The following is a 24647-nucleotide window of genomic DNA, read 5'->3' on the forward strand; positions in this document are numbered from 1 at the left end:
GGGGTATCCAAGCAGCTGCTAGCGTGCCGGTATGCACGAGCATCTGGTCGCTCTCGAGGGACACATGCAGCAGCTGCAGCAGGCGATCCGGCAGGCGCTCGCGCAGGATGACGCCGCCCAAACGAGCATCTTAGGCGAGGAGTTGAAGCGCACGCAGCGCGCCTGGAATGTGCTGTGCGGTCTAGGCGACGACCCGGACACAGCCCAGCCGGAGCCCGCGCCGCCAGCAGCCGTCGAGCCCGGCCAGGGCGGCCTGCCTGTACGCGACCAGGTCCACCAGGCGCTGACCCTCCTCACCGTCCCTGCCGCGCCCAAACTGCTCAGCCAGGTCCACCAGGCGTTCTTCTCCGGCCCGCTGAACACCGCACGCCTGACCACCCTGCGCCGCGACGAGGAACGCTCCTTTCGATCCGGCCCCTACGCCCGCGCTTACTACATCTGCCCCGCCCTGACATCCGATCTGCTCTCACCGGCCCGCGCCCTGCTCGCCCTGAGTACCTGGCCGCTGGAACAGCGCCTGGTGGGACCGCCACCCAACGAGTCCACTTCCTCACCTCGGCTCTGCGGCTTGCGGACGCCGCCGAACGCCTCGTCGCCGACACCGAGTTGCCGGAGTCCCTCCAGCAGCTTCTCCTGCGCTACAGCGGCAACATCCACGGCTACACTGCCCGGGGCCCGCTCGACCTGGACGCGCTGCGCCGGGCCGCGGCAGCCGAGCTGGCTATCCACGCCAGCGACGACGCGGACACCCGCGCCGAGACGGCCCGGCGTACGTCAGCAACTCGGCGAAGTGGAGCAGATCTTCGGCGAGACCCTGCGCAAGACCGCTCGGTGAAGTCGCCGCCGGTCCGCCACCCAAGCAGACAAGGCTCACGTGTCCGGGTGTCGTTAGGGCTCCGCGTCCGGCCGTTGCCCGTGATCTGCTGGACGGGGAGGACGGCGCATTGACCGTGCTCGGCGACTCCGCCTACGGCACCGGCGACCCGCGCGAACGGTTGCGGGCCGCGGGCCACACCCTGGTCATCAAGACACCGCCGCTGCGGGAGGTGGTCCCCGGCGGCTTCACCATCGTCGACTTCCGCATCGACCCAGCCGCCGGCACCGCGACCTGCCCGGCCGGACGCAGCGCCAACCTCGGCTAGGTCAAAGCGGACGGTGCCCGCACCGCCCAGTTCCTCTGCGCCGACTGCCCCCTGCGCGGGCGCTGCACCACCTCCAAGACCGGACGTACCCTCCATCCATGTCCATCCCAAGTACGAACTGCTGACCGCCGCCCGTCGAGAGGCGGCCGACCCGGCCTGGCAGGCTCAATGCCGCAGATGGCGGCCCCCGGTCGAACGCGCCATCGCCTGGCTGGTCGCCGAGGGCAACCGCCGCGTCCCGCACCGCGGCATCATCGCCAGCAACATTTGGCTCCACCACCGCGCCGCCGCCGTCAGCCTCCGCCGCCTGATCAACCTCGGACTCACCCGAACCGGCACCACCTGGCACCTCACCCCGGCCACCGCATAGCGAAGAGGGCCGCCCGGCCCCACGCCCGGACAGCCGCAACGACAAGACTTTCAGCAGCCTTCTACGCGGCGTGGCGATCGTGCGCGTGCCCGCGCTCTTGTGTGCAGCCCTGGGGGCCAAAGTCGTCGTCGAGCTCGGTGAGTACGAAAGTGATGCGGGTCAGGCCCAGGGCCTGAAGCGACCTGGGGGTTTCCTCGACTAGGCGGCAGCCTTGCAGACCGACCTGCGGATCGGGGTGGCGCAGCGCACGAACGGCTCCTTCGTTGTGCACCAGATCGGCGCCAGCACTTAGGACCCAGCTCGGCATGTCGTTGATGTAGGCATGGTGCAGTGCGGGGTGAAGGTAGACCTCTCGACGGATGGCCTGTAGAGCGGGGTCCTGGTCGTGCTTCTCCAGGCTCGAAGCGAGCTGGGCAAGCATGGATAGTTGCCAGTTGGTGTGGTCGGCCAGGATGGACGGCGCGTCTGGGTGGAAGAGTCCGAACCTCAGGAAGCTCCGGGCGGGCATGGCTGTGGGGTGGGGTCGCACTCCGCTGAACAGATCGCGGTACGCCTTGTTCGCGATCTTCGAGTACCACCGATGGTCGATGAGAATGGTGGGGAGGGAGAGGGCGTCCATCATGACGCGGTAGTCGTCCAGGAACGCTGTCGTGGCCGGATCCTGCGGCAGGGTCTTGAGGAGCAGGGCGTGCAAGTCTGGCTGAGGAGCTCGCTCAACGGCTATCCGGAAGAGCCGCTCGACCTGGTACTCGGTCATCTCCAGCGCTTCCGCCAGGGCACAGAGCTTTCGGTCGGTCCACTCCTTGACCCGTCCTCGTTCCCAGTTCCCGTATGCGCGGGCACTAATGTCCAGTCGGGCAGCCACATCCTCTTGGCTCAGCTCGAGGTGATCGCGTCGCCCCTTGATGAATTCCTGCAGGCGCTTGGCACGCATTGCCGCGGCCATCTCGACCGTGTCAATGGCATCAGCCGTTTCGGCCCCTGGTTCACTCTCCAATGCGTCTCCCCCTTGCTGCTGTTGCCCTTCCGCTGACTGCGGATGGGAAGTAGCTCGAGGTGCTTGGCCGTAGAACGCACCTGCAGGACGCATGCTCGAGTGCCGACTCAGCATCGTATTCGCCATCGCAAGCGCCCCTTCGTAGTTGTCTAACAAGAGTCAGGTCCTGCGCCGGCCCGGATCGATGGCCCCACCAAGCTCGCCGCGCAGCTTCCATCCTCGGCAGCCTCCGTGAAGGGCTCGGCCAGCTCAGGCCGCCCTTCACCAGCGGCCGCACCCCGGGGGCGTGTGGCGGGAAGCCGCGATGCCGGTCTGCCGAAGCAGTTGGCGGCAACTAGAGATTGATCACCAGAAGGCGGCAAGGCTTCTCGCCGGGGTTCTGGGGGTGGTGATGGGAGCCAGCGCGCCCGAATATCACGGTTCCTTCGGAGTGCCCGTCGGGAAACTCATCTTGGCCGTCATAAAAGACGCCGGAGAGCACACAGTGCACTGAATCGACCAGGTGAGGATCCCTGACGGGTGGTGCGCCTGCCTGGAGTTCGTACAGCTCGATCTCGGGCCCCCCGTCTCCTCTCTCTCGCAGCGTGCGCTTTGTGATCCTGTCGGCCACTTCCTGTGCGGGGATGTCCTCCATGTGGGCGATTTCAAATCCGTCGATGGTGATCACGCTGTGTTCCTGTTCTTGTTAGGCGAATTTCTTACGTCTGTCTGCTGCGTCGGCCACCGGTAGACCCATTGCCGGGGAGAGTTGAGGGGTCGACCAACCCTCGTGCTTGGAGTTCGGCGATCGCCGTCTCCGACAGCGGCTGTAAGCCAGACTGCGGGCCCACCCGAGCGAAGGAGATCGGACTTGTGCGGGCCTGTATGGCTGTCAGCTCGGTCTCCCACTGCGCCAGGTCCTCGGCGAGACTGGCGGGTATCGGCGCGGGCGGGGTGAGCCCGAGACCGGGCTTGAGAAGTGCTGTCAAGGTCAGCCCATATACCAAGTCGGCGTCCGCCTGCAGGTATGGCGCTCCCGGAATCAGCTCGGCGGGCAGCGGACCATAGGCTGCGGTGCGGTCAGCAGACCAGTGCAAGGGGGCGTGCACCACCGTGACCCCGGCCTCGTCGGCCAGAGTGTCAAGGGCTTGAGCCTGCTCGGCGGTCTGTGGCCCCATTTGTAGCCAGAGCAGATCCTCCGGCAGGGCGGGAAGAACGAACGGGGCGACGACGGCCTCGAGGATCGCTGGGTCATCGAATGCCGTGACGACGACTTGGCTCTCGGAGAGCATGTCGGCCCAGTCACCCGCCTCCGCCGCCAGGGCCGCCGCGTCTACCGCGCTGTACTGATCGGGCAGAACCCATGAAAGAACTGAGCAGCCAACCGAGCGCAGACCATCCGTGACCCTGTAGACCACAGGGGCAGAAGCGAGCACGGCGACGACCGGCAGCGGCGTCACGTCTTGTTACCTCACCCTCAGATAGCAACTCTCTGACCAGGTGGAACTCTCCACAACGGTAGGGAACTTTGGGCCAAGGCTGCTACGGCGGGCATGCACAATCGGTGGCATGGCACCCATCACGCACGCACAGTCATGCCTCCGGACGTGCACAACTGCGGCCGGTTGCACCATCAACAATGCACAAGCCACGCCGGGACGGGTGCTGATCCACGCATCCACGCCGTGCCCGCAATGACACGTCACCGATGAACTCGTCGCGCTCGGACTGGGGGCGTCGACACGCAATTGTGGGCTGCTGGCGAGTCTCTTGCCTCCCCTGCCTTCCCCTTCGCTATCGGGAGGTGTCGTCACGACCAACCCACGGCGGCCCCTGGAGTCTCCTCTCCATGAGGAAGCTGGTCGCGGTCTCTTGCGTGTCAGCTACTGTGCGAAGCCAGGACCTCTAGGGAGCCACGATCATGAAACGCCCACCCCGCCGTACGCCGATGCTGGCCGCCGTCCTCCTGGCCGGTGCAGCGCTGCTCACCGGCTGCGGGGGCGCGGACTCCGGCTCCGCCTCCTCCGCCGCTCCCGAGGACTGGAAGACCCTCAAGGGGCCGACGTTGTCGCTCAGCTACCCCACGGCATTCACCGAGCAGTCGGACGCGGAGCGCAGTGAACAGAACGACGCCGTCGCCACCCTCAAGGAGGGCGGTCGGTACGTGGCGCTGATCTCGATCCAGAGCGGTTTCACGCAGGTCAAGGACGCGGAAGAAGCCGCCATCGCGATCGAGGCATCCGTACAGTCGACCGCGGAACTCAAAGACACCACGGACGTGACCGTCGAAGGGACGGACGCGGCCAAGCAGGTCGATCTGAGCTACCGGTCCACTGGCGAGAACCAGACCCCGCAGCGCGGAGCGACCGTCGAGGGCTCGGTCATCACGGGCGTCGACTCCAGGGGCAAGATCTTCTCGGTGCGTATCGACGCACAGCAGGGCAAGCTGAGCTCGGCGGACCGGAAGCAGATCATCGAGACCATCAGCGTCAAGTAGCCTCCGGGCGCGACAGGTGGAGTAGCAATCATGTCCCGCGTCCAAGGCCAGGGGGCGTTCGCCCGCGGCGGCGCATCGGAGAAGCCCCCGGTTCCTGCATCTGATGCTGCCCTGGGCCGTGGGCGGGCATCGTCATCGCCCTGCACCGCCAGCGGATGCATAACGCCACGGTCCCTAGGAGGCGGCCACCCGTTCGGCTTCGAGAGACGCGACCAGGGCCTCCAGCCGCCGGACAAGATCTTCCATCTTGTCGAGCACTTCCATGATGCGCTCCCACACATCAGCCCAGGTCACCTTCGCCACGGCGGGTGCAGTCTGCGGGAGCGCCGGTGGCGGGACTGTGCCACAGGCCAGCGGTTTTGAGGGGGACGCGTCCAGCGCCTGCACGCCCCCGGCACGGCTCGGTGGCGGTTCAACTTCCCATCCCGGTACGGGGATGGGGGATGCGCCGACCACGGCCGACTGCGCGAGAACCAGGATGCCCCGCGGGTAGCCCTGCGTGAGCCCCCTCTTGCGTAGCTCGTTCAATGCGACGCGCACGATGCCCTGCGGCACGTCGTACCGGAATGCCAACTCCTCGGCTGGCGGAAGCCAACTCCCCACGGGATAGACATTTCTGGCGATCTGCGCCGACAAGTCATCAGCTATCCGCCGTACGACATCTCGCCCGCTGCTGTCGTCCGCCACTTTCGCCCTGCCCCTCCGCCACACCCCTGCGACCTGGTCATGATTGATGGGGCCGGACAGAGCAAGTGTGGGCGGGCGCACGCGCCTCCCGCACCCGCGCCGAGGCCCGGGGCCGAGCCCGTCCGTCGCGACGTCCTCGGCGAGATACGGGTACACCGTCCGCAGCAGCACCATAGCCTGCTCACCCTCGCCGGGCCCATGGCCGGATCGAGGCGGGGCCCCGCCACCAGGCGGCCACGCTGGTGCCGGGTGTGCTGCTCCATGGCCTGCTGCTCGGCGGCGAAGGCGGCACCCGAAGCGCCACCACCGACCGCACCCGTCGGCCCTGCTTGTACGGGCCGGTGGCCGTGCTCGTCTGGGACGTCATCGCGGGCGGTGACCCGCAGTCCATGGCCTCTGCTGCCCGTACCGTTCTGCTGCTGCATGTGCCGGCCGCGGTCTGTATCGCCCTCGGCACCTGGCCGGCGGCGAGGGTCCACTGCGAGCACTCCCGTGACTCGCTTACCCGCCACCTCGCCACGTCCCTGGCCCCGCCGTCGGGGTCCAGCTCACGCTCTTCCTCTCGCAGGGGGACTCACTCACGTTCATGAGCTTGATGCTCCAGCTGAGGGGTGCTGCTCGCGGGCTGTGCCCTGGGCTTCCTCGCTGACCGGCTGGGGAGCGGCAGGTCCTGACGGGCACCGGGCTCCTGATCATGATGCTGCCGGTGCTCGCCCTCTTCACGGTGGTCTACCCGCGCCAGCTCGGCAGCAAGGTGCGGACCGCGCGGACCGGTCTCGTCGCCACGAGGCACTGCGTCCGGGTCTACTTCACGCAGTCGGGCCTCGAGGTGGCCAACTACGGCCCCTCGATGCGGAATCACGTCTTCGGGTTCACCACGCAGTGCGGATAGTGGGTCGAGTTCGAGGAGTCGGTGGCGGCGCACCAGGAGGAGGGCGGTCCGGTGAAGGTGCACTACCAGCCCGAGGACCCGCGGCGGACCGCCAAGGTCTCCAGCAGCCACGGCTCGTCGATCTTCGGTGTCATCGCTGTCGTCCGATTTGGATCTTCACGCTGCTGCTGGCCGTCGGCCTCCTTCTCGCTCTGACGTAGGGCGGCGGAGCCGCAGTGGCGAGTTCGCGTTCGTAGTCAGCGGTGGTCGTTGGTGCTGTGCGGGACCACTTCCCTTCGCCGGCGGCTGATGGACGGGGTCGGCTCCGCCGCGTCGGACCTCTCCGCCTGACGGGACGGAAAACGAAGTTCCCGTTGCACGGGGCGGGAGCAAGCCCGGCAATCTCACAGCCCTTGGCCCGCATGCCCGAACAGGTCCGGCACGCTGAACCCCTGATCTTTGGCCGCATAAGGGAGGCGGATCGTCGCCGAGCACAGCGGACGAGTACGCGCGGACTGACCGACCTACCGAGCGAACAACCAACAGAGGAAAGCAGATGCATATCCCACACGCCCGCCGCGTGGCGGCAACGGTCACCTTGGCGGTGGCCCTCACCATTACCTCGGCCAGCTGCGGAAGCAGCGACGAAGCCGAGCAAACGTCAGGCTCCTCCCCCTCTTCATTTAAGGAGGACGGCACGCAGAAGCGGACGGAGAAGCAGACGCAGAGGCAGAGCCCTGCGCCGCAGGAGCCCGAAAGCGTGATCGCCACGCTCAAGGGCGACGAGGACATCACACTGGCCCTCACCTCGGCCGTCCGTGACGCCGGAGGGTTTGTCACCATCAAGGGAATAGTCAAGAACTCGGGCAACAAAAGCTTTTATGGCACATCTTTTTGGGCCGGTCCCGACCTCGCAATATTGAAGGGCTCCGGAGGGAGCTCATTCGGCGGCGCCACCCTGGTGGATCAACGCGAGAAGAAGCGCTACTACATCCTGCGCGACACCGAAAACCGGCCACTGTCCACCACGGGGATCCCGGTCATCGAGGCGAACTCCGAGACGCCTGTGTACATGCAATTCCCAGCTCCTCCGGAGAGCACCGCCGAGGTCGACTTGCAGGTCCCGACCTTTGAGTCCACCACCCTCGAGCTTCAGGAAGGTGAGTGACCGCATGCCGATCAGGACGACTATCCCGATGAAACGGCTGGTCTCTACCGGATCAATCGCCCTGGCGCTGGTTGCTGTCGCAGGTCCTTCGGCGCTCGCCGAGGACCCCACGCCCTCACCGACTTCGGTCGCGACAACCGAGGTCGATACCAACGACCCGGGTCTCCGGCTGCCGGACGGCGCAACGCTGGCTCCTCCGAAGGTACTCGAGATCAAACAGATTGTAGGAGACGAAGGCGGGCAAGAGACTCGGGAGGACAGCAACTCCGATGTCAAGTTCACTCTCCCGGCCGGCATCCTCTTCAGTAAGGACAGCGCGAAGCTCAGCAGCGCGGCGAATTCCCGCATCAAGCAGCTCGCCGAGGAGATCAAGAAGCAGGACGCCAAGAAGGTCCGCGTTTTCGGCTTCACCGACAACCTGGGCTCCTCAGCGCACGGTGACGTGTTGTCAAAGCAGCGTGCTGAAGCCGTCCAAAAGGTCCTGGCGAAGGATCTCGGTTCGACCGTCACCTTTGAGATCCGTGGTTACGGTGAGCGGTATCCCATTGTCGAAAACAAGGATGAAGAGAGCCGGAAGAAGAACCGTCGCGTGGAGGTCTCCTTCAAGCGCTCCGATGGCTCCCAGAGCTGACGCTCGCAGTTTGCGAGTGACTCTCACAAGTTGGGATGGTCACTCGTTCGTGGTCCGGACTTCGGTCCGGACCACGGCTGTCTGCGCTGGTACTTTGGCTCACAGTCACGTGTCCGCGCGGCTGGGGGTGCGAGGTGGACTGTCCCGAATGCTAGCGGACTAGTGGGAGTCGACCAAGGCGTACTCGAAACCAAGGATGCTCGGCTTACCCGCGGTCGGCAGGTCGGCGAGCGCCTGGCCATGGTAGTCACTGACGATGAGTGGACGAGGACGCGGGTTGTAGACCGCTTCGTCCTTGGCCGGGTTGACCTGCAAGCCAGGCCTGGTCACAAGGATTTCCGCCTTGTGGGAGAGCGGTACGAGCGCCAGACTTCCGCGATCAGTCTTCAGGGTATAGATCTTGGTGTGCTCTGGCGTGGTCGCGAAATAGGTGACCTTCCCGCCCTGGGGGCCGAGCTTGTCATTGCGTGTGTCGTGAATCTTCACGGCGGTCTTGGCCGCGGCGGTGGTGCGGTCGAGTTGCTTACCGTTCCTCTTTCCCCCGGTGGCGTAGAAGTCTTCGAACGCCGGACCCACCTGCTCGGGTGTGAGCGTGCCCGATGCCTGATCGGCAGGCACGGCCGTCGCCACGCCACTGCGTGTGGTGTCGATGGCGGGGAGTGGGTCATCCGCAGTGACCGCGGCTGTCATCTTCCAGGAACCGCCTGCCTTGTCGAAGACCAAGACGTGCTTCTTCTTCGACTCATTGGTCTGGGCGGTCACGGCGAACCAGGTAGTACCGGACGGAATGAAGTACTCGCGGTGAGTGTAGAAGAAGGGTGTGCCGTAGTCTTTGCGTTTCTCCGCGGAGAACGTGGAAAACTGCTCGTAGTCGGCTGTGCTGCGCTCGAAAACCTGCCCGCCTTCCACCGTGGCGAGGACGTCGCGATTACGGGTCGCATTGGCGCGGTTGTTCTTTGACTGGTACGCGTCAAGAATCTTCGATGCTTCTGCCTTGGTGACCACGCCCCTGGGCGACGGACTAGTGGCGGCTCGGCTGTGGCCCTCGGCGCGATCGCTGTCCGGTTGCGGGCCACCGCACGCGGTCAGGGCAACTGTCAGCCCGGCTCCAACGGCTGCTACGGCGAGGGCGCGGGGGGAACCAGGGCGGGCGAACACAGATCGGGACACGGGCGGAGCTCCTCATGAGGCGACGGGCGGCGTTCGCCCAGCCTGCCGCCGCGGGAACCTTGGGAGCCCGGCCATCGGGGGCCTTCCCGTGGGGTGGGAGGCAACTTGAGTAGCCGTCCCTCTGCCCGGACTGTGCTCTCTGCCTTTGGCCATTGCGCGCCGTTGATGGAGTCGCTCGCCGCCGCAACGGCTCTGGGGAATCGGCTTCTTCATGAGGGGCCCGCCTCAATTGGTCCAGGCGCCCTGGTGCGGCAGTCGACTACCCGGAGGGTGCCCTGTCGCGGCAAGGGATAGATCAGGCATCGGCTGGGCGACATCCCACTCAAGCAGAGGGGCGCCCCGCTGCCGGTAGATGACTTGCTTAGCGCGCTTTCGACGCTCATATGACTCACGTCCGCGGATGCCATACACCTCTACGACCTGCCAAGGGGTGACGTCGACGAGGAGGAAGTCCGGGAGAACGGCGTCGCTCGTGTCATAGCGAAGCGGCTTGAGGTAGGACCGGCCTGCTGCGGCGAGTTGGTTGGCCATCTGGGCCTCGAAACTGCTGTCCGCCGGGATGTACAGCCGTGAGCAGAGCATTACGGCCAGATCGAGGACCTGGAGGTAGCCCCTCGGGCTGGCTTCGACGACAAACAGGCCCACCCGACGGGTGCCTGCCTTCGCGGTGTGCGCGAAGGCAGCGCGGTAGGAGCGGCATGCGCGCTCATGGAGCTTGGTTGAGGCGAACAGTGCACCTCGCAGGTGGGCGAGGCGGTATCGCACGCCATACCGTGTGGCAGCGGACTCTTTGATCTCGCCAAGGACGAGGCCTCTCTGTACTGCTTGCCTTTGATGCTGGAGACGGGTTCGAAAGGCTTCGAAGGTCTGTGCGTTCCGGGTCGCCGATGCGGGATGGAACGGCGGTACCACGTAGAGGATTTCGGTGAGGTCCTGCCCATTGAGCAGGCAGCTGTCAGCCTGCTGGCGCAGCCGAGAGTGGCAGACACCCCACCCCCGATGCCGCCATCGAGGGTTCCATGAAGACAGCTGCGCCTCCTCCCATAGCCAGTGGAGCAGTCCCAGCGGCGAGACGGCCGCGCGGCTGGGGCCTGATTGTGTCTCGCGGTGCATTGAACTACCGCGTGCCTGCAAGAGTTGACGTGTCAGTGCCAGCTCGAACCGGATCGCAGTCCCTGTGTCCATGTCCTGAATGGCCGCACGGGTGTAGCCGGTACGGCCGCTGTCGCTTGGGAGGAGCTTGTGGAAGGCACAGCCGGGGTCGTGCTTGTCGCCCTCGCCCGGCCAGCCGGCCAAGTGGTAGCGCCCTGCCCGGGTGCAGCGGACCACGAGCCGGAGAGGCGGGGTCCGACACAGGCAATCTCCGTGTCCCAGTTCGGCCTTGGCCCGCGCAAAGAGCGGGGCGTAGCCGGCTGGGCGGTCACGCAGGGCCGCAAGCGGAATGACCCGGTCAGCCAGCCGTACCCAGCCCTCGGTGGGATGTCTCGCGTCGAGCATGGCCCTCCCTTGGTCTGGGCGCAGTAGGCCAGGACAAAGGGTGCAGGCGCCACGACGCGCACGACTGAACCCGAGGCTGATGTCCCGACTGGGGGGACAGCTCGTGGGCCAGCTTCCCGCCTGAGGCCACTTTGCCCATGCGGGTGGCTCCGCAGCCACCGAGATGGCGTTGCCTGACCAGCATGCTCCGGTGTCGGCCGTCGCTCACGGCACGGAAGGAGTTGTGGCCAAGCGACAGCAGGAGGGTTCGGGATGGGCTGGCGGCGAAGGCGCGATTGTCTGCGGACCGCTGCCGGAATAGCAAGGATCCGGCTGGTGTGCGCCCCGTCGGTCTGGTCGGCTCTCGTGATCAGGTGTGCGAAGCGGTACGGACAGGCGCACTTCCAGGACAGCATGGGCGATGTGGCCGACGACGGACTGGTGACCGTCGTCCTGGCCGGGGTCGAGCTCTCCGAGCTGGTGGAGACGATGTACCAGGGGTCGCGGTGGTGGAGCCGGGAGGATGCCGCAGGCAGAGCGCTGTGTCGTACGGTGTACGAAGCTGTGGCCGCCGTCCTGGATCAGGTAGATCTGCGGGAGTACCCGGCGCCATGGGTTCCCCCAATCGTGATCTCGGCCGGCGCAGCCGGTGCGAGGTGACCTCCGGCGCGGTACCGGTGTGCCCGCCACCGCATCCCGCACCCCTTTTCGTCCTGGAATGCCCTTATCTTCACGGCTCAACGTCCCGGCAGCTAGGAACTCACCGGGGCCAGTGGCTGACTACTTATCGACATTCCTCAGAAGCGGGTCGTGAAGATTTCTTCCACATCTCCGCACGCGGAGCAACCACCAATCCGTTGATACCCGGTGGTTCTGTGACGTACTGCGTGAGTGATCTCACTTTGGGTCACCGGAAGAGCCGTTTCCGGAAGCGCCGTTTCCTGGTCAACCTCTCCTGTCCTCGGTAGAGATCGTGTTCGAGATACCCGACAGCACCAATTGCCCTGAGTGGAGTGCTGTTTCGCACGATCCGGAGGAAATGTGGATACCCACGCACGGTCCCCCAAGCAGCGTCAGCGCCAAAATCGCGACCGGACATACGCAGTGCTCCACACCCTGCTCCAGTTGGGGCCTGGGCCGCACAAGTTCCGCACGATCGCAGACCGCAGCGGCCTGAGCGTTTCCGAAGTCCACCGGCGTTTGCTGCAGCTCATGGACGCCAAACTGTGCCACCGGCCCAGCCACGGGTACTACGAACTCCACGCCACCACGGCCGACATCACCGGTGCACCCGGCCTTGTGTTTCCCACCACCACTCCCCTGCTCGACGTGGCCAATCTCCTCGACGAGCTACACCGGCGCACGGAGCATGTGGTCCTGCTCCACACCTACTTCCCGCTGAGTGGCGAGCGACTGTGCATAGGAGCGGCCGGCGACTACGAGGCCAAGTTCCGCCGCGAGCTGGCACTCACGCCTGGGGCCATCGACCTGCTCCGCCAAGCGCCGCTGGACTCCGACGCCCCGGGCCTGGCCATGCTCGCCAACCTCACCGGCCATGACGTGCCGCTGCGCGAGGACCTGCGACGGATCCGGCATGCCCAACTCGCCCGCAGCGAGTCCCCGCTCCCCGGCTGGAGCTTGGTTTCCGTACCGGTCCGACGCCTTCCTGGAGCACCGGCAGTTCCCGGGGCAGAGCCCCGAGTTGTCGCAGCTGTAAGCATCCTGGCGCCGGGGCCGTCCAACGGCGCCCATCTCGTCGCCTACGGACAGCTGCTTCAGATCACGGTGCGTACGGCTATCGAGACATCTGTAGTCATCGCGCGCCCGGACTTCGCCGCGGCCCAGGCAGCGTGAGCGTTCCCGGCCGCCACTCCCAGACCAGCCGATGCGGAGATCGTCCATTCAGGCGCCCGATTAGCGGACCACGCTGGCGGGCGCTGACGCACGCGTCGGTTCCCCAGGAGGCAACACCCCACCCAAGGAGGATGACGTGTCCGCTGACTATGGCAGAGATCTTCCCGAGGAGTGCGCCATGACCTAGCGCCGCCTCTGGACGGCCCTGGGTGCGCATGCCAACGCACCTCGGCCGCCCCGGCCGTTCGTCGGATGCGGTGAGCCACCACCCCATCCACCGTGCGGCCCTGACGTCATCGCCCGACGTGCCGGTCGAGCGAGCCTTACCTCTCCTGCCAGGGAGAGGCCGGGCGAAATCACTCCCAATCCGGAGCTCGTGCCCCCGGCTGGGGGCTCCGACGTTCCATGAGACCTGGAACGGATCGTGTTTATGATGCAGCAGACGGCTGCCGTTTGTCACTCGGCCTTGCCCGATTCCTCAGCCCGGGCACACCCGTGGCCACCACGGCCGGGCGCCGGCCCCACGGCTCTCAGCGGTCCCGCCCCACAACCGGCAGGCCGCCCGCGCCTCGGCGCTGCAGGCCACCCCGAGGGCAGCCTAAGAGTGGCCAATCACATATCTCTGCACCGCGCCCCAAGGGCCGCGCAACAGGCTGCTGGCGCCACTCACGGGCTGCCCCGGCGCAGCGCCTCCGCAGCTCGGCGGGGCACGCGCCGACCTCCCCTGCCTCACGCAGGAGGTTTCATGACCCCGCTCGCCGCGGGGGTGACCTCTTGAGCGGCACCACCCAAGCACTGATGACCCAGCAGCGCACAGGGCTCCTCGCTTCCCTTCCTCCCCTGTCGGCACGCATGCACAAGCTCCTCGTGATGGGTGACCGCGATACCGCGTACGCGACCGGCAACCTGCAGCGCGGCGGCAAGAACACCGCCTCCTCCGACCACGCCTGGGCTGTCACCCGCGCCATCGCCGCGGACGCTGTCCGGGTCGGATGGGATCGAGCATCGTTCCTCCAGGTCATCCTGGATGGCCCGTACAAGGCCGGCCAGCACGCCCGCATGCTCCAGCACCGCCGCGGCTACGACCGGGCGGCCGCATGGGTAAGCCGGGCCTGGGACGGCGCACGGCACTACGTAAAGTCCACGGACCCCATCACCTCACGCCAGGACTTCCACGCCGCCCTCGCCACATTCCGTGCCAGCATCGAGCGCACCCCCTGGAAAGGCATCGCGGGAAAGACCGACATGCGCAACCTCATCGCCCGCATGGGGATCTGCACACAATCTGGAAGCTGGGACCACACGGTCTCAGAACGCGACCTCGCCGAGCGAATGGGATGCAGCCGCACCACCGCCCATAACTCCAACCAGCGCCTCCTGGCTGCCAAGCTGCTCCGCCAGATCGACAACGGCTCCCCGACCGAGGGCGCTCGATGGATGCTCATCTTCCATGTCCCCCGCACAACGTCTCACCTCTGGGCCACCCCCAAAGGGCCGAAGGCTGGGGGGGCCATGAGTGGCCCAATCCTGAGACAGCCCAACGCCGAGGCCGACATCGACTCCCGGGCGGCGGCCCAGGTGATGCACCTCGACGCCTTCTCCCACCACGGACTCGGCGGCAGCGGCCTCGCCATTCTGGCTGCCCTGGGCGAACGCGACGGACAGAGCCTCGCGGAACTCCAAGGCACCGCCTCGGTGTCCCGCCCGACCGCCTACCGGCGGCTCGGCAAACTCAAGTCCCTCGGCCTGGTCTCGCAGAACGGCGAGTGCTACCACCTCTCCCCCACCGCCCTCGACGGCATCGGCACACGGACCGACGAGTGCACGGAACCCGTCTCAAGCTGGGCCGATGCCGCCCAACGACTCGGAACCCGCGGTGTGGGCAGACTCCGCAGGAAGCGCCACGAGGCACAGCGGGCACATTGGCGTAACGAGCAGGCCCGCCTTGCCGAGCACCGGCGTACCACCACCACGAGCCCGCACCCCGCGGTGGCACAGTGCGAACACGTCCGCGCTGATGGCTGCGCCGTCGACCCTGCCACAGGTCAAGTCATCGACGGCCTGTACGTCGCCTCGGATGGCCAATGGATCTGGCACCAAGAGGAGCTTCAACAGCCATTGCCTTCCGATTACCCGACTACGGGCGATACGTGGTGGGTGGGAGTTGCCGCATGAGAGAGCCGATCAGGAGGCACGTCTCCTTCCCATCCGGGCTGGCTGGCAGCCCTCGATGGGCCCGGCGCTTCCGTCCCTGGCCATCAGCCAGTTCGCTAGGACACTGCTCCCGATCGATGTAAGCAGGAACGACACCGCGCCTACCGCGAGGCGCAGCAGACTGAGGTCCTGGCCCGGCAAGACAACGACAGCGCAGACCGCTAGTCCGCCGGAAACTGGCGCCGCTACTCCGAGGAGGAACGGTCGGTCCACCCGGACCTTCATGCTGTCCTTCTCTCTGAAGAGTTTCGCGTCGCCCGTTCGCGCAGCGCGACAACGGGGCCTGCGCAGCGGAGCAGCGGCCGGAGACGGTACGCGGTGGGATCGGGGAAGCCATGCAGGCATTCTCCCGGGGCGGCTGCCCGTCATTCCTGGTCCGCTTGCTGGACCTTGCCCTCCCCCGACTTGTGGAGTGCCTGCGCATCGACGAAGAACATCGACTCGCGCTGCCACGCGAGGGTGTCTTCCTCGTCCATCGAATCCATTGGATAGAGCTCGTCGATGGAGTCGTCGTGTGCCTGAGCGTCGATGCGGTCGGAACCCCAGCTGGCTATGTTGCGGCGACGGAGACTGTGAGGGCCTCGCGAGCCGCTCGGAGCCCAAAACCTGACCGCGACCTACGCGACAAGCACTTCGGGGCTACGCGCTGGAAGCTGCGAGAGCCTCAGTCACGTGGCTCCCGCTAGCTCACCTTCTGGACTCCAACGGCGCCGCGGGGCCTCGCGGCACCTGCTGCGACACGGACTCAGCCGTTGCCCTTGGCTCCGGATGCTTCTCCCCCATCCCTGCGGCCAGCACCTTCCGGCCTGTCCTTGCGGCCGGGCAGATAGTAGTTCAGGGAGATCGCGACCAGCTTGTTCCGGTCGGGAACCTTGGCCTCGGCGGTTGCCAGCTCGATCTCGTCCAACTCCTCTTCGGTCATACGGACATACACCGATTCGGATCCCGTACCGGCGTACTCCCGGTCCTTCGGCGCGCGGTTCGCTCCAAACCGCCGACGTGACGGCGCCTTCGGCAGCGCGAAGGCGACGACGGTGTCCCAGCCGACCTCGTGGGCATGCTCCAGCGCGTCAAAGATGAACTCGAGGTGCCCCTTGCGCTTCTGGCCGGTCGTCAGCGCCTTTGCCTGGGCCCTGTTAAGGCGACGCCTTACGCCGGTTGATACAGCGAAGCTCACTGGCACGCCTGTGGGTTCAGCAGTCTGATCGCTGGTCGAGCGCGGAGCCGGGGCCCGCCTGGTGCGCCGCCTCGTGCGTGCCGGTGCCTCCTCCTCGTCGACTGGCTGGCCAACAGGTTCGTCCAGGGGCTGCCCGACTGCAGGCTCATCGAGTGGCTGGCTGACAAGGCCAGATGGCCCCGCTGCTCCTGGCGTGGATTGATGCTGCCCGCTCGTCTGCGATGCGGCTGCGGCCTTCTTCTTCCGTCCGCTCAGTGATGAAAGGGACGGAGGAGCGTAGGCGTCGGTCTGTCCCGTGGTTTCCGTAGTCACTATCAGGACTCCTCGATGCGCTGCTTGAGTCCAGCCGAACGGGTGATGACTTGCTCGGTGAACTCTTCGTAGTCCTCGTAGACCGCCTTGACCGTGTCCGGGAGGCTGGCGTCTCCCTGCTCCATGCGATCGAAGAGGGCCACCAGTGGCTCGCTGTCTATGTCACGTGATTCCTGAGCAACGGCCTCACTGTGACCGATGTTCTTCTCGAACTTGTAGTAGTTCGGCCCGAGGATCTCCTTGAGGCGCTTCTCAGCCTTGCCGTGAATCTGGGTGGACTTGCGGCCCGTCGCGAAGAGCACCACCCCGAGGAGAGTCAGCAGAGGGTTCACATTGCGGGTGGTCTCGAACTGGTTCTTCATCTCCTTGACGCCATCGAGGGAACCTCGGTCCGTCTTGGCGGGAGTGATCACCCATCGCCCAGCGCCCATCGCAAGGCGCTGCAGGGTCGGATTCTCCGGCGGCGTATCGATGATGATGTAGTCGTAGTTGCCGGCGATCGGCAGGAGACACTGCAGCAGGCGCAGATCCGCGTTCAACGTGTACTTCTGCATCAGCCTGTTGTAGAGCGGGGTGACGTCTTCCTTGAGCTCCGATCCCCCGGGCACTAGGTCGAGACCAGGGCGCACGTTGATCGGCTTGAGTGAAGTGCCGTCTCTCAGGCAGTCCAGGATCCCTCGGCCATGATCGTTGAGCTCCTCAGGGGCTCCGAACTCGTGGATTGTCAGGTTGCCCTGCGCGTTGAGGTCGATCACCAAGACCCGTGCATCCGGATCTGGCGGGACGTCCCTCTCCGGATCCCCGTCCCGCAGCTTCTTGAGGAGCATCAGGGCGAGGTTCGCGGTCACCGAGGTCTTCCCCGCACCGCCCTTGTCATTCGCGATGACGTAGATGTGCCACAGATCCAGCCACGGAACCTCGACCGGCGTGTAGGGATCGAACTTACTGAGCACGAAGCTCTGGGGCAGTGCCAGGCTCAACTCATCAACCTCCGCTCGGTCCTGGAGAGACACCGCTCCAGGTGGTGGGCATGCGTGCAGCCGGACCTCTCGCTAGTCGCGGCGGTACGCAGGGAGCATTGAACCACGATGATCACGCTGCTGTATGCACAACACGCTGATCCTCTCGCGCATCATGCGTACCTCACCTCCGGAGGCAGCACTGTGACGCACCTTTGCTACACAACCACGAAGGCATGGCGCACGACGCCATCTGGTCACGTGATGTAGTCGCACGCTTCCCGCTTGGAGGTGTCCTAGGTGGCCCGCTACTGCTCAACGTTTGCGTAAGAGTTTGTGAGCACTTTTCGTAGTCCACATCGCTCCTGACCTGCCCATACACCTTGCTTTGCTTCCTGCATGCCTTCCTGCATCACTTCCTGCATCTGGTTCTGCTAGACGGACGCGTCCCGATGCATCAACACCTGTGGCCTAGCAGACGTCTAACCCAGAGTCTTCACTCTTCGTGAGCACTGGAGTTGGCCTGGGTTTACACAGATGGCGTGGCCCATCTTCTGCCAACCCGGGATAACTTGGTCTGCACACCCACTGCTTCAGTAGGTCAGTCATAGCGACTCACCCAGCTTGATGAGATGCATGACGCTATGGTGCTGCACTTCAGTGACATCCGTCTTGTTGACCTAGCGCTTCACTTCGTTGACCACGGTGTGAGACCACTGGATCATCACCAAGGTTCAGATTCCTAGGATCACTTGGGGTTTATCCTGAATTCTAAGCGATGTCTAAACGGCCTGCCTACCAGTAGTTCTACTAGTCGTGCACCACCAGCGTTATCAGTCTTGAGTCGAGTGCGTGTTGCGCTATTGCTAATACGTCCGCACTCTAGTATTCACTCCGTTCGTTCTACCGTGCTGTATGAGGGTTGATAAGATCGCCAACAACGCATGGGGGTTAATGCTAGCGAAACCCTAGCCTTCTCATCAGTTAGGTTCCCAAGTGGTCGAGTATGATTTAACATGCAACTCGCACTCCGCGCTCTCTCCATGTCTCCCTGACATGGAATCTGGCGTATATAGCTAATTGGAGCACATAGAGACACCCTTCGCCTAAGCGCATGAGTAAGAGGAATGACTAACCCCACTGGAAAAATAGGCACAACACCACTTGTCAAAACGGTGCTCAACATTGTTCTCGCAACACGGTGCAACACAGAGCACTCCCATAGAATAGAAGCCGTTCGAAATTCACTTACACAAGAGGTTGCTGCAGCAATAGCGACGTCACCTAGGCCATCACCCGTGAAGTCGAAATCTCCTATTTATGTGCATTGACGCATCCTCCGAAAGGCCTTCTGACCTGCGGAAATGCGCTGTGCGGGCCTCTCGGGGGGTCGGCGGGGTGATTCCCTTCAGGACCGGCAGTTGAGCCGCCAGAGGCGCCTCCAGCGCCTTGGCGGCCGTGCCGACTGCCTTGAATTCTCGCGCCGCCCGAGGCGAGCTTGCTGAATCCTCCGCGTGAAGCCCATCAGGCTCAAGCTCGGCCTCAGTACCAACGGTCTGCGGTGGTCTCTGTCACTAGCAGGTGCCGGTAGGTTTCCCGCTCTCCAGAAACACCAGCGACGAGTGGGTGCCTAGGGCCCGAGGTTCCCTGACCGCAACTGTGGGGGACAGCGAAACCAAATTGAGAGGGGCGGCGGCGTCGCTCGCTCGCTACTCATCGCGGAGGGGCAGGCGGGGGACGGACGCCCCATGACTCTCCGCCTCACAATCACGCCTGCCATCGCCTCAATGTGAACGGCGCGCGCAAACTCGGCGGAAGCGTCGAACATGTGGGCTGGCCAAACCGATGCTTCAACCAACAGGGGCGGTCTCATTTGGGGCCCGACCAGCACTCTCCCTTCGTGTCCCAAACGAGGAGAGGAGGGGTCAAGCTTGGGATGAGGCCCCGGTCGAGGAGCGCGTGTGGAGCCCGCAGTCGGCAAGTAGTAGTGCTCGAGGCGCCGCCGACCCCAGTCGACCGATACTCCCCCAATGCTGCCGCTGCTGCGGTAGTGGCTGCCTCGTGGGCACCCTGCTGCCTGCGGTCGCGTCACCTCGCCTTGAGACAACCAGACTTGCTGAACCGACCTGCGCCCTGCACCCCCCAATCCAGGGGTATCCCGTCGAGCAGCTGTAAAGCGTTGTCTCCCAGTTGCGGCGAAGATGATCTGGACGGGCGGGTCGGGGAGTGCGGGCCTGAAAACGTGATCCAGCAAGACCGACGGAGTCAGCCGAAACGTACTCCAGGCTTCGAGCGGCGCTCACCAAGGCTTATCCACCCGCGCGGGTGACCGAGCGGACTCTCACAGTCGGCCTATGGGCATTGGAGGACAAGCGATCACGCGGTGGGTCCGAGCGGGCTCACCGGCCATGATGAAGCGCAGCGCCTTGCAGCCGAGGGACGCGCATAGCGGGAGCCACGTGATGGGTGTGGGGGAGTGGCTGTGATGCCACGTCGGCCCCGGCAGCTCGAGCATATGACTGCTCCAGTCACCGATACGGAGGCGTCTGAAGCCGCCTCGTACCGGAGCACCTCGAATCCTGCCTGCATGGCGGGGGAGAGGGCTAAGATAGCCCTGCAACTCCGGCGTGGTAAGGCGCCTCAGAATCCGGCTTAGAGTGCGCAACTTAACACCAAGCCGGGAGCTAGGCGGCGGACCGCGGCCGGCAGGGGAGGGCGCCAGCATCGGTCCCGGAGCAGAGACATATGCCCGTTTTGCCCATGACTTTCGCTCCGCTCAGACGCCGTTTGACCTGCCGTTTTTCCGCCTGCTGGACGATCTCCGGCCTCCCGGTGTGATTCCCTTTGGGGAGGGGAGATAGGCCGCCAGGGAGGCGCTGAGGGCGTTTACGGGCTGCGTGGGCCCTGTGGCCCCAACGGCTCGTATCTCACGTCTCACTGACTAGCCGTGGGCGACCGAGGGGCCTCTCCCGCGTCGCCGGCTGCGCGCCTGGCCGGTGCTCCGCGAGAGTGTTGCGTGCCAGCTCCGTCCGGCCCCGCCCTGGGCTGTGGAATGCGAACGGCCTTCCCCCTGCCTGAAAGCGCCGGAGAGGGCCCGGCGGAGGACGGGCCGCTCAAGGACGCCAACGACGCCGTCGGCCTCGGCGGCCAACGCGTCCACGTCGCCGATCAAGTAGCGGCCGCCCTTACCCAGGGTGATGCGGCCCTCGCGTCCCGCGGCGTGAAGGACTCCTGCCGGGTAACCGGCGCGTCTCGCTGGGACGAGGACGCGGCGGCACCTCCACGCCGCCACGGAGGCTTTCTCCCTGACGCTGTGGCTGGCCCGCCACGTCGGCTGGGGGCACCGGCCCCTGGATCGCGCACTGGAGGCATTCGCCGACGGCGTGCCGGTTCCGGAGCGCACCGTGCGCCGGGCCTACCTCGCGGCGGTCGACGCCATCACCCTCAACGGCATCGCCTTCGAAGACCTCCAGGCACCGCCGGCCGGAGACGATGATGAGCAGGCGGCCGAGATCGCTTCCCGGGCCTTCGCCGCGGGTGCGCGCGGGACGATGCTGCCCGCTCGCATCCGGAGGTTGGATGAGCGCCTCGCTCAGCACCTGCGAGCGGCCGGAGCATGGCCACCGCAGGACCTGGACCGCCTCGACTGCGGGCCGACGGTCGGCGAGCGGTTCACCACCGCCGACTTCAGCACTGTCGCAGTGATCACCCTCTTGCGAGGAGGTGCCGCCGTCACGCCCGAAAGCATGGCCAGATCGCTCGGGCCCTCCAACCGACCAGCCCTGTAAACCCGATGGCGTCCCTGACCGAGCATGTCCTCGAAGCCCCCGCGGCGGCCACCGTGTTCTCGACCGAAGCAGGGCTGGGCACCGTCCCCGTCGGCGATATACGTGACGCGCTCCGTGCCATCGCCAATGCCACCGCGCTGGAGGACCTCAAAGCGGCGTGGTACGCCACCCAGGACACCCGCGCCTGGGCAGTGGACCTGTGCCAGCGCTCCGAAACGGCACTGGGCGCCCGGCGGCTGGACGACGACGCCGTGCGGGAATGGTTCGACACCCGCTCCTGGCCCGCGGGAACGTGGCTGATCACCATGCTCCGCGAGCGACACCCGTCTCCCGCCGGTGACGCCCTGACGACCTTGCTCCTGCTGATGCAGCGAGAGTCCTTCCGCATGCTGCGGCGAGCCATACCCGACGGGCAGTGGGACCTCCTGGTCCATCCAGCGGTCATCCCTCCGCCCCTGCAACCTCTACTCGCCTCCTGAACTCCGGTCTCCTCGGCCGCGCCCGCGCCCTCGCGTTTCCCAAATCTTCAGTCGCTTCAGTCGCTGCTGCCTGCCCTCAGGGCCTTGACCTGGTACGTCTGTTTGAGATGCGTGGCGATCACTGGACCGGACAGCGTCGCTCCCGCTCGTCCTGGGGCGTTACCGGCCACGAGACTTACGCAGGCCGAGCACCGGCGCGCCCGGCTCCTGGCAAGCGCGATCAAGTCAAGGAAGTCGTGTGGGACTCAGCCAGAACTGGTTGAGGATGCCCACAGCGAGTTCCCGTGCGACCGCCCGCAGGACATCGGGGTCCGTACGGGCGGGGAGCTCAGTGGTTGCTGGCTGAAGGGCGCCGCGGCCGCCGGGGGTAAGACGGGTCACGATGTCCCCGGAGTGGTCCGGGGCGAGGGGTGTGAACGAGTCTGCGGTGTCGGACGTGACCATACGCGCGGTGAGGTCCGCGCCGCCGTCCCGGCGTACGACCCGGCCGAGCGCTCGGTCAGAGCCACGGCGCCGAGAACGGCGGCTTCAACCACCTGATAATGATCGGCAGCGGTACCTCGATGTCCTGGAGCTGTTGCTTCCAGTTCCACGAGAGGTTGGCGGCCAGAACCCGCGTCCCCATCGCAATGGAGTTCGACCATGACCGGGCGCCTGAAGAGCGGGTCCACCTCGCTCAGCACGTTACTCACCACCCAGCGGCGCAGCCCAGTACGAGGATTGGCAATTGACGGGCCCAGCGCCTCTGCCACGTCAGGAGTGACGACCATCGGTCCTGCGGAGTGAAGCTGTCAGGCCGCGGCGCTTCGTTCACACCGCGTACCGCATCGTCGTGGGCGAGCGCCGGCCCACTGCGGGGGAGTGGCCGATGGGGCCGCGCCAAGATGATCAACCACGCCGTCTGGGAGAGGACTCGGCGAGTGCCGTGTCGGCCGCGAAGTCCAGGATCTCGCGCAGCCCCTCCTCGCCCGCTGTCGGCGGGCGAAGCGCTCCTGGTAGGCGCGGGCGAGCTGGTGCTCGGCATCCAGCCGGTGGGCGGGACATCCCGGAATGGCACGACCGGGCCCGCTGCTCCTTGTCCGTCGAGGCTGTGCCGTAAACCAAGTGTGGGGCCATCTCGCTAGCGGGCACGTCGACCAGGAGGACCGAGGTCTGGCCGTCGCTGGAGCTGAGGATGTCGATATACAGGTCGGTCAGGTACGGCTGGACGTGGTTGCGCACCCAGTGCGCCAACTGCTGCTCGATGACGGTTGGGTCAATGCCGACGAGCTGCGCCTCGTCGCTCACGCCGAAGACCAGCAGTCCGCCGCAGGGAGGCCATGGGGGCGACGTCCTTGGCCCATTCGTTCCAGCGGCCCTCGCGCGGCCGCCCTGCCATCTTGCCTTCGGAGCTCCACTCCCCAGCCAACACTCAAGCAGCTGGCCGCTGCCGAGGGCATGGACACACCGCGGTGGATGGTCATCAACTCACAGCTGTCGCCTGCTGCGATGGCCTCCTCCGTCCACTACACCCTGGGCTGGCCGGTGTTCTTCAAGCCCTCCTCGGGCGGCGGAAGCCTCGAAGGGGCCGTGGTCCGCACCGAGCTGCAGATGATCGAGCTGCTGAAGGCGACTCGGGAGCACCCGTACGAGCAGTACATGGTCGAGGAGTTCAGCCCGAGCCGCGTCCGTGCACGGTCGGCCTGCTCGAGGTCGACGGGAAGCTCACCACCCTGCCGGTCCTCGAGGTGGAGGTGACCGGCGGCCGGGCTTTCTACGACTACACCGCCAAGCACACCCCGACCAGCACATCGATCACTGCCCGGCAACCTTCCCCGACGAAGTCACCAGCGACTCCAGCAGGAGGTCCTGCACGCGCACCGCGTGATCGGCGCCCACGGCGTCCCCCGTGGACCTCCTGGTCACCCCCAACGGCCGCACCGCCCTGCTGGAGATCAACACGCTCCGGGCCTCTCGCACCGGGGGAACCTGGCCACCATGGCGAACGCGGCGGGCATCGACCATCCCGACCTGATCGGGCACGTGCTGGCGACCGCCTTCACCAAGCCCCTCGCCGCAACTTCCCACCAACAGGTGGCTCCCGCAGCGGCACCTGAACTCCCGGGCAGGTTGCCAGAGCGCGCCACCGTCGCCCGGCTCTGCCGGTCCGCGTCCGGCCGTACGGGCCGGCCGCGGCCAGCCCGTCTCGCCGCGGGCCGCCGGCTGTTCGCCGCCCGCCGCGCCCGCCCACCGCCCCGGCCTGGCTGGGGCGCTGCTGTTGCGAGCCCGACAACACCCCGGGCGCCCGTACGCGTTGCTCCCCGCCGCAGAACGCCGGCCCAGAGGCCGGCCGCCTGGCCGGGGTGTTGCGGGGGAGCAGCAACACCCCGGCCCGTCCGGACGGCCGGTGTCCGCCAATCCCGGCGCGGCGGCGGGCCCGGCGGCGATACTGCGGTGACCGACCCGACAGCACAGGAGGCACAGGTGGCCAAGACCGACATCCGGCACCCGGCGCTGACCGGCGACCCCTGGCCGGTAATCGGCGTGCGGGTACGCCCCGAGGACCGGCGCCTGAGGGCGGCGTCCTGGCGCCCAGCCCCGCTGGCTGTACCGGAGGACGTGCTGCTGCCCTGCCCGGGGCCGGAGCGTGCGGGCTACCTCGGCCGGACTGCCCACCCTCGGCGGGCGCCCCTGAACCCGCGCCGCGACAACCGCCCGTAGGCTTCTGGTTGGTGCCGCGGGACCAGCCTGGCCGCCGGGGAAGACGCCAACGTCGCAGGGTCGAGCAGGGTCGGGGCTGACATGGTCATGCCGCGCCGGAGCCGGGCCACCTCGTACGACTCCAACGCCCCCGCTGCCACCACACGGCGCGGCCCCTCGGTCCGACGGCGCTGAGC

25 protein-coding genes are annotated in these 24647 nt (G+C 66.3%); 15 read left to right on the forward strand and 10 right to left on the reverse strand.

The genetic code is table 11. The annotated features are described in order from the left end of the window. The first annotated feature begins 31 nt into the window (after window positions 1–31). The 3 genes from ACTWP8_RS19720 (at window position 32) to ACTWP8_RS19730 (ending at window position 1512) form a co-directional block, all read left to right on the forward strand. The gene (locus tag ACTWP8_RS19720) at window positions 32–835 is read left to right on the forward strand and encodes a hypothetical protein (RefSeq protein ID WP_443323464.1); all 804 of its coding nucleotides are present in this window, start codon (window positions 32–34) and stop codon (window positions 833–835) included. Between the two features lie 109 nt (window positions 836–944). After that, window positions 945–1142, forward strand: coding sequence for a hypothetical protein (locus ACTWP8_RS19725; protein ID WP_443323465.1), 198 nt, complete (start codon window positions 945–947; stop codon window positions 1140–1142). Between the two features lie 13 nt (window positions 1143–1155). Then, window positions 1156–1512 carry a transposase gene (locus tag ACTWP8_RS19730; RefSeq protein WP_443323466.1) on the forward strand — a complete coding sequence of 119 codons (357 nt, stop codon included), beginning with the start codon at window positions 1156–1158 and terminating at the stop codon, window positions 1510–1512. A 61-nt stretch (window positions 1513–1573) separates the two neighbouring features. Here ACTWP8_RS19730 and ACTWP8_RS19735 read toward each other — a convergent pair whose 3' ends face one another. The 3 genes from ACTWP8_RS19735 to ACTWP8_RS19745 all read right to left on the reverse strand — a co-directional run bounded on the left by ACTWP8_RS19735 (window position 1574) and on the right by ACTWP8_RS19745 (window position 3948). Further along, window positions 1574–2509: an MmyB family transcriptional regulator gene (locus ACTWP8_RS19735; protein WP_443323467.1), complete on the reverse strand. Its 936-nt coding sequence runs from the start codon at window positions 2507–2509 to the stop codon at window positions 1574–1576. Window positions 2510–2843: 334 nt separating this feature from the next. Continuing rightward, window positions 2844–3176, reverse strand: coding sequence for a hypothetical protein (locus ACTWP8_RS19740; protein ID WP_443323468.1), 333 nt, complete (start codon window positions 3174–3176; stop codon window positions 2844–2846). Between the two features lie 31 nt (window positions 3177–3207). Then, window positions 3208–3948: a hypothetical protein gene (locus ACTWP8_RS19745; RefSeq protein ID WP_443323469.1), complete on the reverse strand. Its 741-nt coding sequence runs from the start codon at window positions 3946–3948 to the stop codon at window positions 3208–3210. A 461-nt stretch (window positions 3949–4409) separates the two neighbouring features. Between ACTWP8_RS19745 and ACTWP8_RS19750 the strand changes: the two genes are divergently transcribed. Next, the gene (locus tag ACTWP8_RS19750) at window positions 4410–4985 is read left to right on the forward strand and encodes a hypothetical protein (protein ID WP_443323470.1); all 576 of its coding nucleotides are present in this window, start codon (window positions 4410–4412) and stop codon (window positions 4983–4985) included. Window positions 4986–5159: 174 nt separating this feature from the next. Here the strand turns inward: ACTWP8_RS19750 and ACTWP8_RS19755 are convergent, their stop codons facing one another. Beyond that, window positions 5160–5846, reverse strand: coding sequence for a GntR family transcriptional regulator (locus tag ACTWP8_RS19755; RefSeq protein ID WP_443323471.1), 687 nt, complete (start codon window positions 5844–5846; stop codon window positions 5160–5162). A 520-nt stretch (window positions 5847–6366) separates the two neighbouring features. Between ACTWP8_RS19755 and ACTWP8_RS19760 the strand changes: the two genes are divergently transcribed. The 4 genes from ACTWP8_RS19760 (at window position 6367) to ACTWP8_RS19775 (ending at window position 8342) form a co-directional block, all read left to right on the forward strand. Beyond that, on the forward strand, window positions 6367–6564 hold the full coding sequence (locus ACTWP8_RS19760; protein ID WP_443323472.1) for a hypothetical protein: 198 nt from the start codon (window positions 6367–6369) through the stop codon (window positions 6562–6564). A 21-nt stretch (window positions 6565–6585) separates the two neighbouring features. Further along, a complete protein-coding gene (locus ACTWP8_RS19765) occupies window positions 6586–6759 on the forward strand; it encodes a hypothetical protein (protein ID WP_443323473.1) in 174 nt (57 codons plus the stop codon). Window positions 6760–7099: 340 nt separating this feature from the next. Further along, window positions 7100–7711: a hypothetical protein gene (locus ACTWP8_RS19770; protein WP_443323474.1), complete on the forward strand. Its 612-nt coding sequence runs from the start codon at window positions 7100–7102 to the stop codon at window positions 7709–7711. 4 nt (window positions 7712–7715) lie between these two features. Then, window positions 7716–8342 carry an OmpA family protein gene (locus ACTWP8_RS19775; protein WP_443323475.1) on the forward strand — a complete coding sequence of 209 codons (627 nt, stop codon included), beginning with the start codon at window positions 7716–7718 and terminating at the stop codon, window positions 8340–8342. Window positions 8343–8501: 159 nt separating this feature from the next. On the opposite strand, the gene ACTWP8_RS19780 is transcribed toward ACTWP8_RS19775, so the two are convergent. After that, a complete protein-coding gene (locus ACTWP8_RS19780) occupies window positions 8502–9347 on the reverse strand; it encodes a hypothetical protein (protein ID WP_443323476.1) in 846 nt (281 codons plus the stop codon). Window positions 9348–9737: 390 nt separating this feature from the next. After that, window positions 9738–11009 (reverse strand): DUF1173 family protein, encoded by a 1272-nt coding sequence (locus ACTWP8_RS19785; RefSeq protein WP_443323477.1) that lies wholly within the window; start codon window positions 11007–11009, stop codon window positions 9738–9740. Window positions 11010–11324: 315 nt separating this feature from the next. Between ACTWP8_RS19785 and ACTWP8_RS19790 the strand changes: the two genes are divergently transcribed. The 3 genes from ACTWP8_RS19790 (at window position 11325) to ACTWP8_RS19800 (ending at window position 15017) form a co-directional block, all read left to right on the forward strand. Beyond that, complete coding sequence (locus ACTWP8_RS19790) at window positions 11325–11648, forward strand: hypothetical protein (RefSeq protein ID WP_443323478.1); 324 nt, start codon at window positions 11325–11327, stop codon at window positions 11646–11648. Between the two features lie 552 nt (window positions 11649–12200). After that, window positions 12201–12842 (forward strand): hypothetical protein, encoded by a 642-nt coding sequence (locus tag ACTWP8_RS19795; protein ID WP_443323479.1) that lies wholly within the window; start codon window positions 12201–12203, stop codon window positions 12840–12842. A 774-nt stretch (window positions 12843–13616) separates the two neighbouring features. Beyond that, complete coding sequence (locus ACTWP8_RS19800; RefSeq protein ID WP_443323480.1) at window positions 13617–15017, forward strand: helix-turn-helix domain-containing protein; 1401 nt, start codon at window positions 13617–13619, stop codon at window positions 15015–15017. Between the two features lie 784 nt (window positions 15018–15801). Here the strand turns inward: ACTWP8_RS19800 and ACTWP8_RS19805 are convergent. Next, window positions 15802–16239 carry a hypothetical protein gene (locus tag ACTWP8_RS19805; protein WP_443323481.1) on the reverse strand — a complete coding sequence of 146 codons (438 nt, stop codon included), beginning with the start codon at window positions 16237–16239 and terminating at the stop codon, window positions 15802–15804. 308 nt (window positions 16240–16547) lie between these two features. After that, window positions 16548–17525 carry a ParA family protein gene (locus ACTWP8_RS19810; protein ID WP_443323482.1) on the reverse strand — a complete coding sequence of 326 codons (978 nt, stop codon included), beginning with the start codon at window positions 17523–17525 and terminating at the stop codon, window positions 16548–16550. A gap of 3362 nt (window positions 17526–20887) precedes the next feature. On the opposite strand from ACTWP8_RS19810, the gene ACTWP8_RS19815 reads away from it, so the two are divergent. Both ACTWP8_RS19815 and ACTWP8_RS19820 read left to right on the forward strand, forming a co-directional pair. Next, the gene (locus tag ACTWP8_RS19815; RefSeq protein ID WP_443323483.1) at window positions 20888–21292 is read left to right on the forward strand and encodes a hypothetical protein; all 405 of its coding nucleotides are present in this window, start codon (window positions 20888–20890) and stop codon (window positions 21290–21292) included. A 5-nt stretch (window positions 21293–21297) separates the two neighbouring features. Then, window positions 21298–21771 (forward strand): hypothetical protein, encoded by a 474-nt coding sequence (locus tag ACTWP8_RS19820; RefSeq protein WP_443323484.1) that lies wholly within the window; start codon window positions 21298–21300, stop codon window positions 21769–21771. Window positions 21772–21996: 225 nt separating this feature from the next. Here ACTWP8_RS19820 and ACTWP8_RS19825 read toward each other — a convergent pair whose 3' ends face one another. Both ACTWP8_RS19825 and ACTWP8_RS19830 read right to left on the reverse strand, forming a co-directional pair. Continuing rightward, the gene (locus ACTWP8_RS19825; RefSeq protein WP_443323485.1) at window positions 21997–22215 is read right to left on the reverse strand and encodes a hypothetical protein; all 219 of its coding nucleotides are present in this window, start codon (window positions 22213–22215) and stop codon (window positions 21997–21999) included. 444 nt (window positions 22216–22659) lie between these two features. Then, window positions 22660–23190, reverse strand: a complete 531-nt coding sequence (locus ACTWP8_RS19830; protein WP_443323581.1) for an AlbA family DNA-binding domain-containing protein — start codon at window positions 23188–23190, stop codon at window positions 22660–22662. Between the two features lie 36 nt (window positions 23191–23226). Here ACTWP8_RS19830 and ACTWP8_RS19835 point away from each other — a divergent pair, with 36 nt between their 5' ends. Then, window positions 23227–23508, forward strand: coding sequence for a hypothetical protein (locus tag ACTWP8_RS19835; protein ID WP_443323486.1), 282 nt, complete (start codon window positions 23227–23229; stop codon window positions 23506–23508). A gap of 726 nt (window positions 23509–24234) precedes the next feature. Further along, window positions 24235–24471: a hypothetical protein gene (locus tag ACTWP8_RS19840; RefSeq protein WP_443323487.1), complete on the forward strand. Its 237-nt coding sequence runs from the start codon at window positions 24235–24237 to the stop codon at window positions 24469–24471. Window positions 24472–24647: the final 176 nt, after the last annotated feature.

It is taken from the genome of Streptomyces sp. 7N604, from assembly GCF_052245475.1.
In the GTDB taxonomy this organism is placed as follows: Bacteria; Actinomycetota; Actinomycetes; order Streptomycetales; family Streptomycetaceae; genus Streptomyces.

Bases quoted from the DNA above. Each gene is read 5' to 3' on its own strand.
- ACTWP8_RS19760 (WP_443323472.1), top strand. From the start codon at position 6,367: ATGATGCTGCCGGTGCTCGCCCTCTTCACGGTGGTCTACCCGCGCCAG.
- ACTWP8_RS19720 (WP_443323464.1), top strand. From the start codon at position 32: ATGCACGAGCATCTGGTCGCTCTCGAGGGACACATGCAGCAGCTGCAG.
- ACTWP8_RS19820 (WP_443323484.1), top strand. From the start codon at position 21,298: ATGGCGTCCCTGACCGAGCATGTCCTCGAAGCCCCCGCGGCGGCCACC.
- ACTWP8_RS19755 (WP_443323471.1), bottom strand. From the start codon at position 5,846: ATGGTGCTGCTGCGGACGGTGTACCCGTATCTCGCCGAGGACGTCGCG.
- ACTWP8_RS19770 (WP_443323474.1), top strand. From the start codon at position 7,100: ATGCATATCCCACACGCCCGCCGCGTGGCGGCAACGGTCACCTTGGCG.
- ACTWP8_RS19750 (WP_443323470.1), top strand. From the start codon at position 4,410: ATGAAACGCCCACCCCGCCGTACGCCGATGCTGGCCGCCGTCCTCCTG.
- ACTWP8_RS19775 (WP_443323475.1), top strand. From the start codon at position 7,716: ATGCCGATCAGGACGACTATCCCGATGAAACGGCTGGTCTCTACCGGA.
- ACTWP8_RS19835 (WP_443323486.1), top strand. From the start codon at position 23,227: ATGGTCATCAACTCACAGCTGTCGCCTGCTGCGATGGCCTCCTCCGTC.
- ACTWP8_RS19795 (WP_443323479.1), top strand. From the start codon at position 12,201: ATGGACGCCAAACTGTGCCACCGGCCCAGCCACGGGTACTACGAACTC.
- ACTWP8_RS19785 (WP_443323477.1), bottom strand. From the start codon at position 11,009: ATGCTCGACGCGAGACATCCCACCGAGGGCTGGGTACGGCTGGCTGAC.
- ACTWP8_RS19825 (WP_443323485.1), bottom strand. From the start codon at position 22,215: ATGGTCACGTCCGACACCGCAGACTCGTTCACACCCCTCGCCCCGGAC.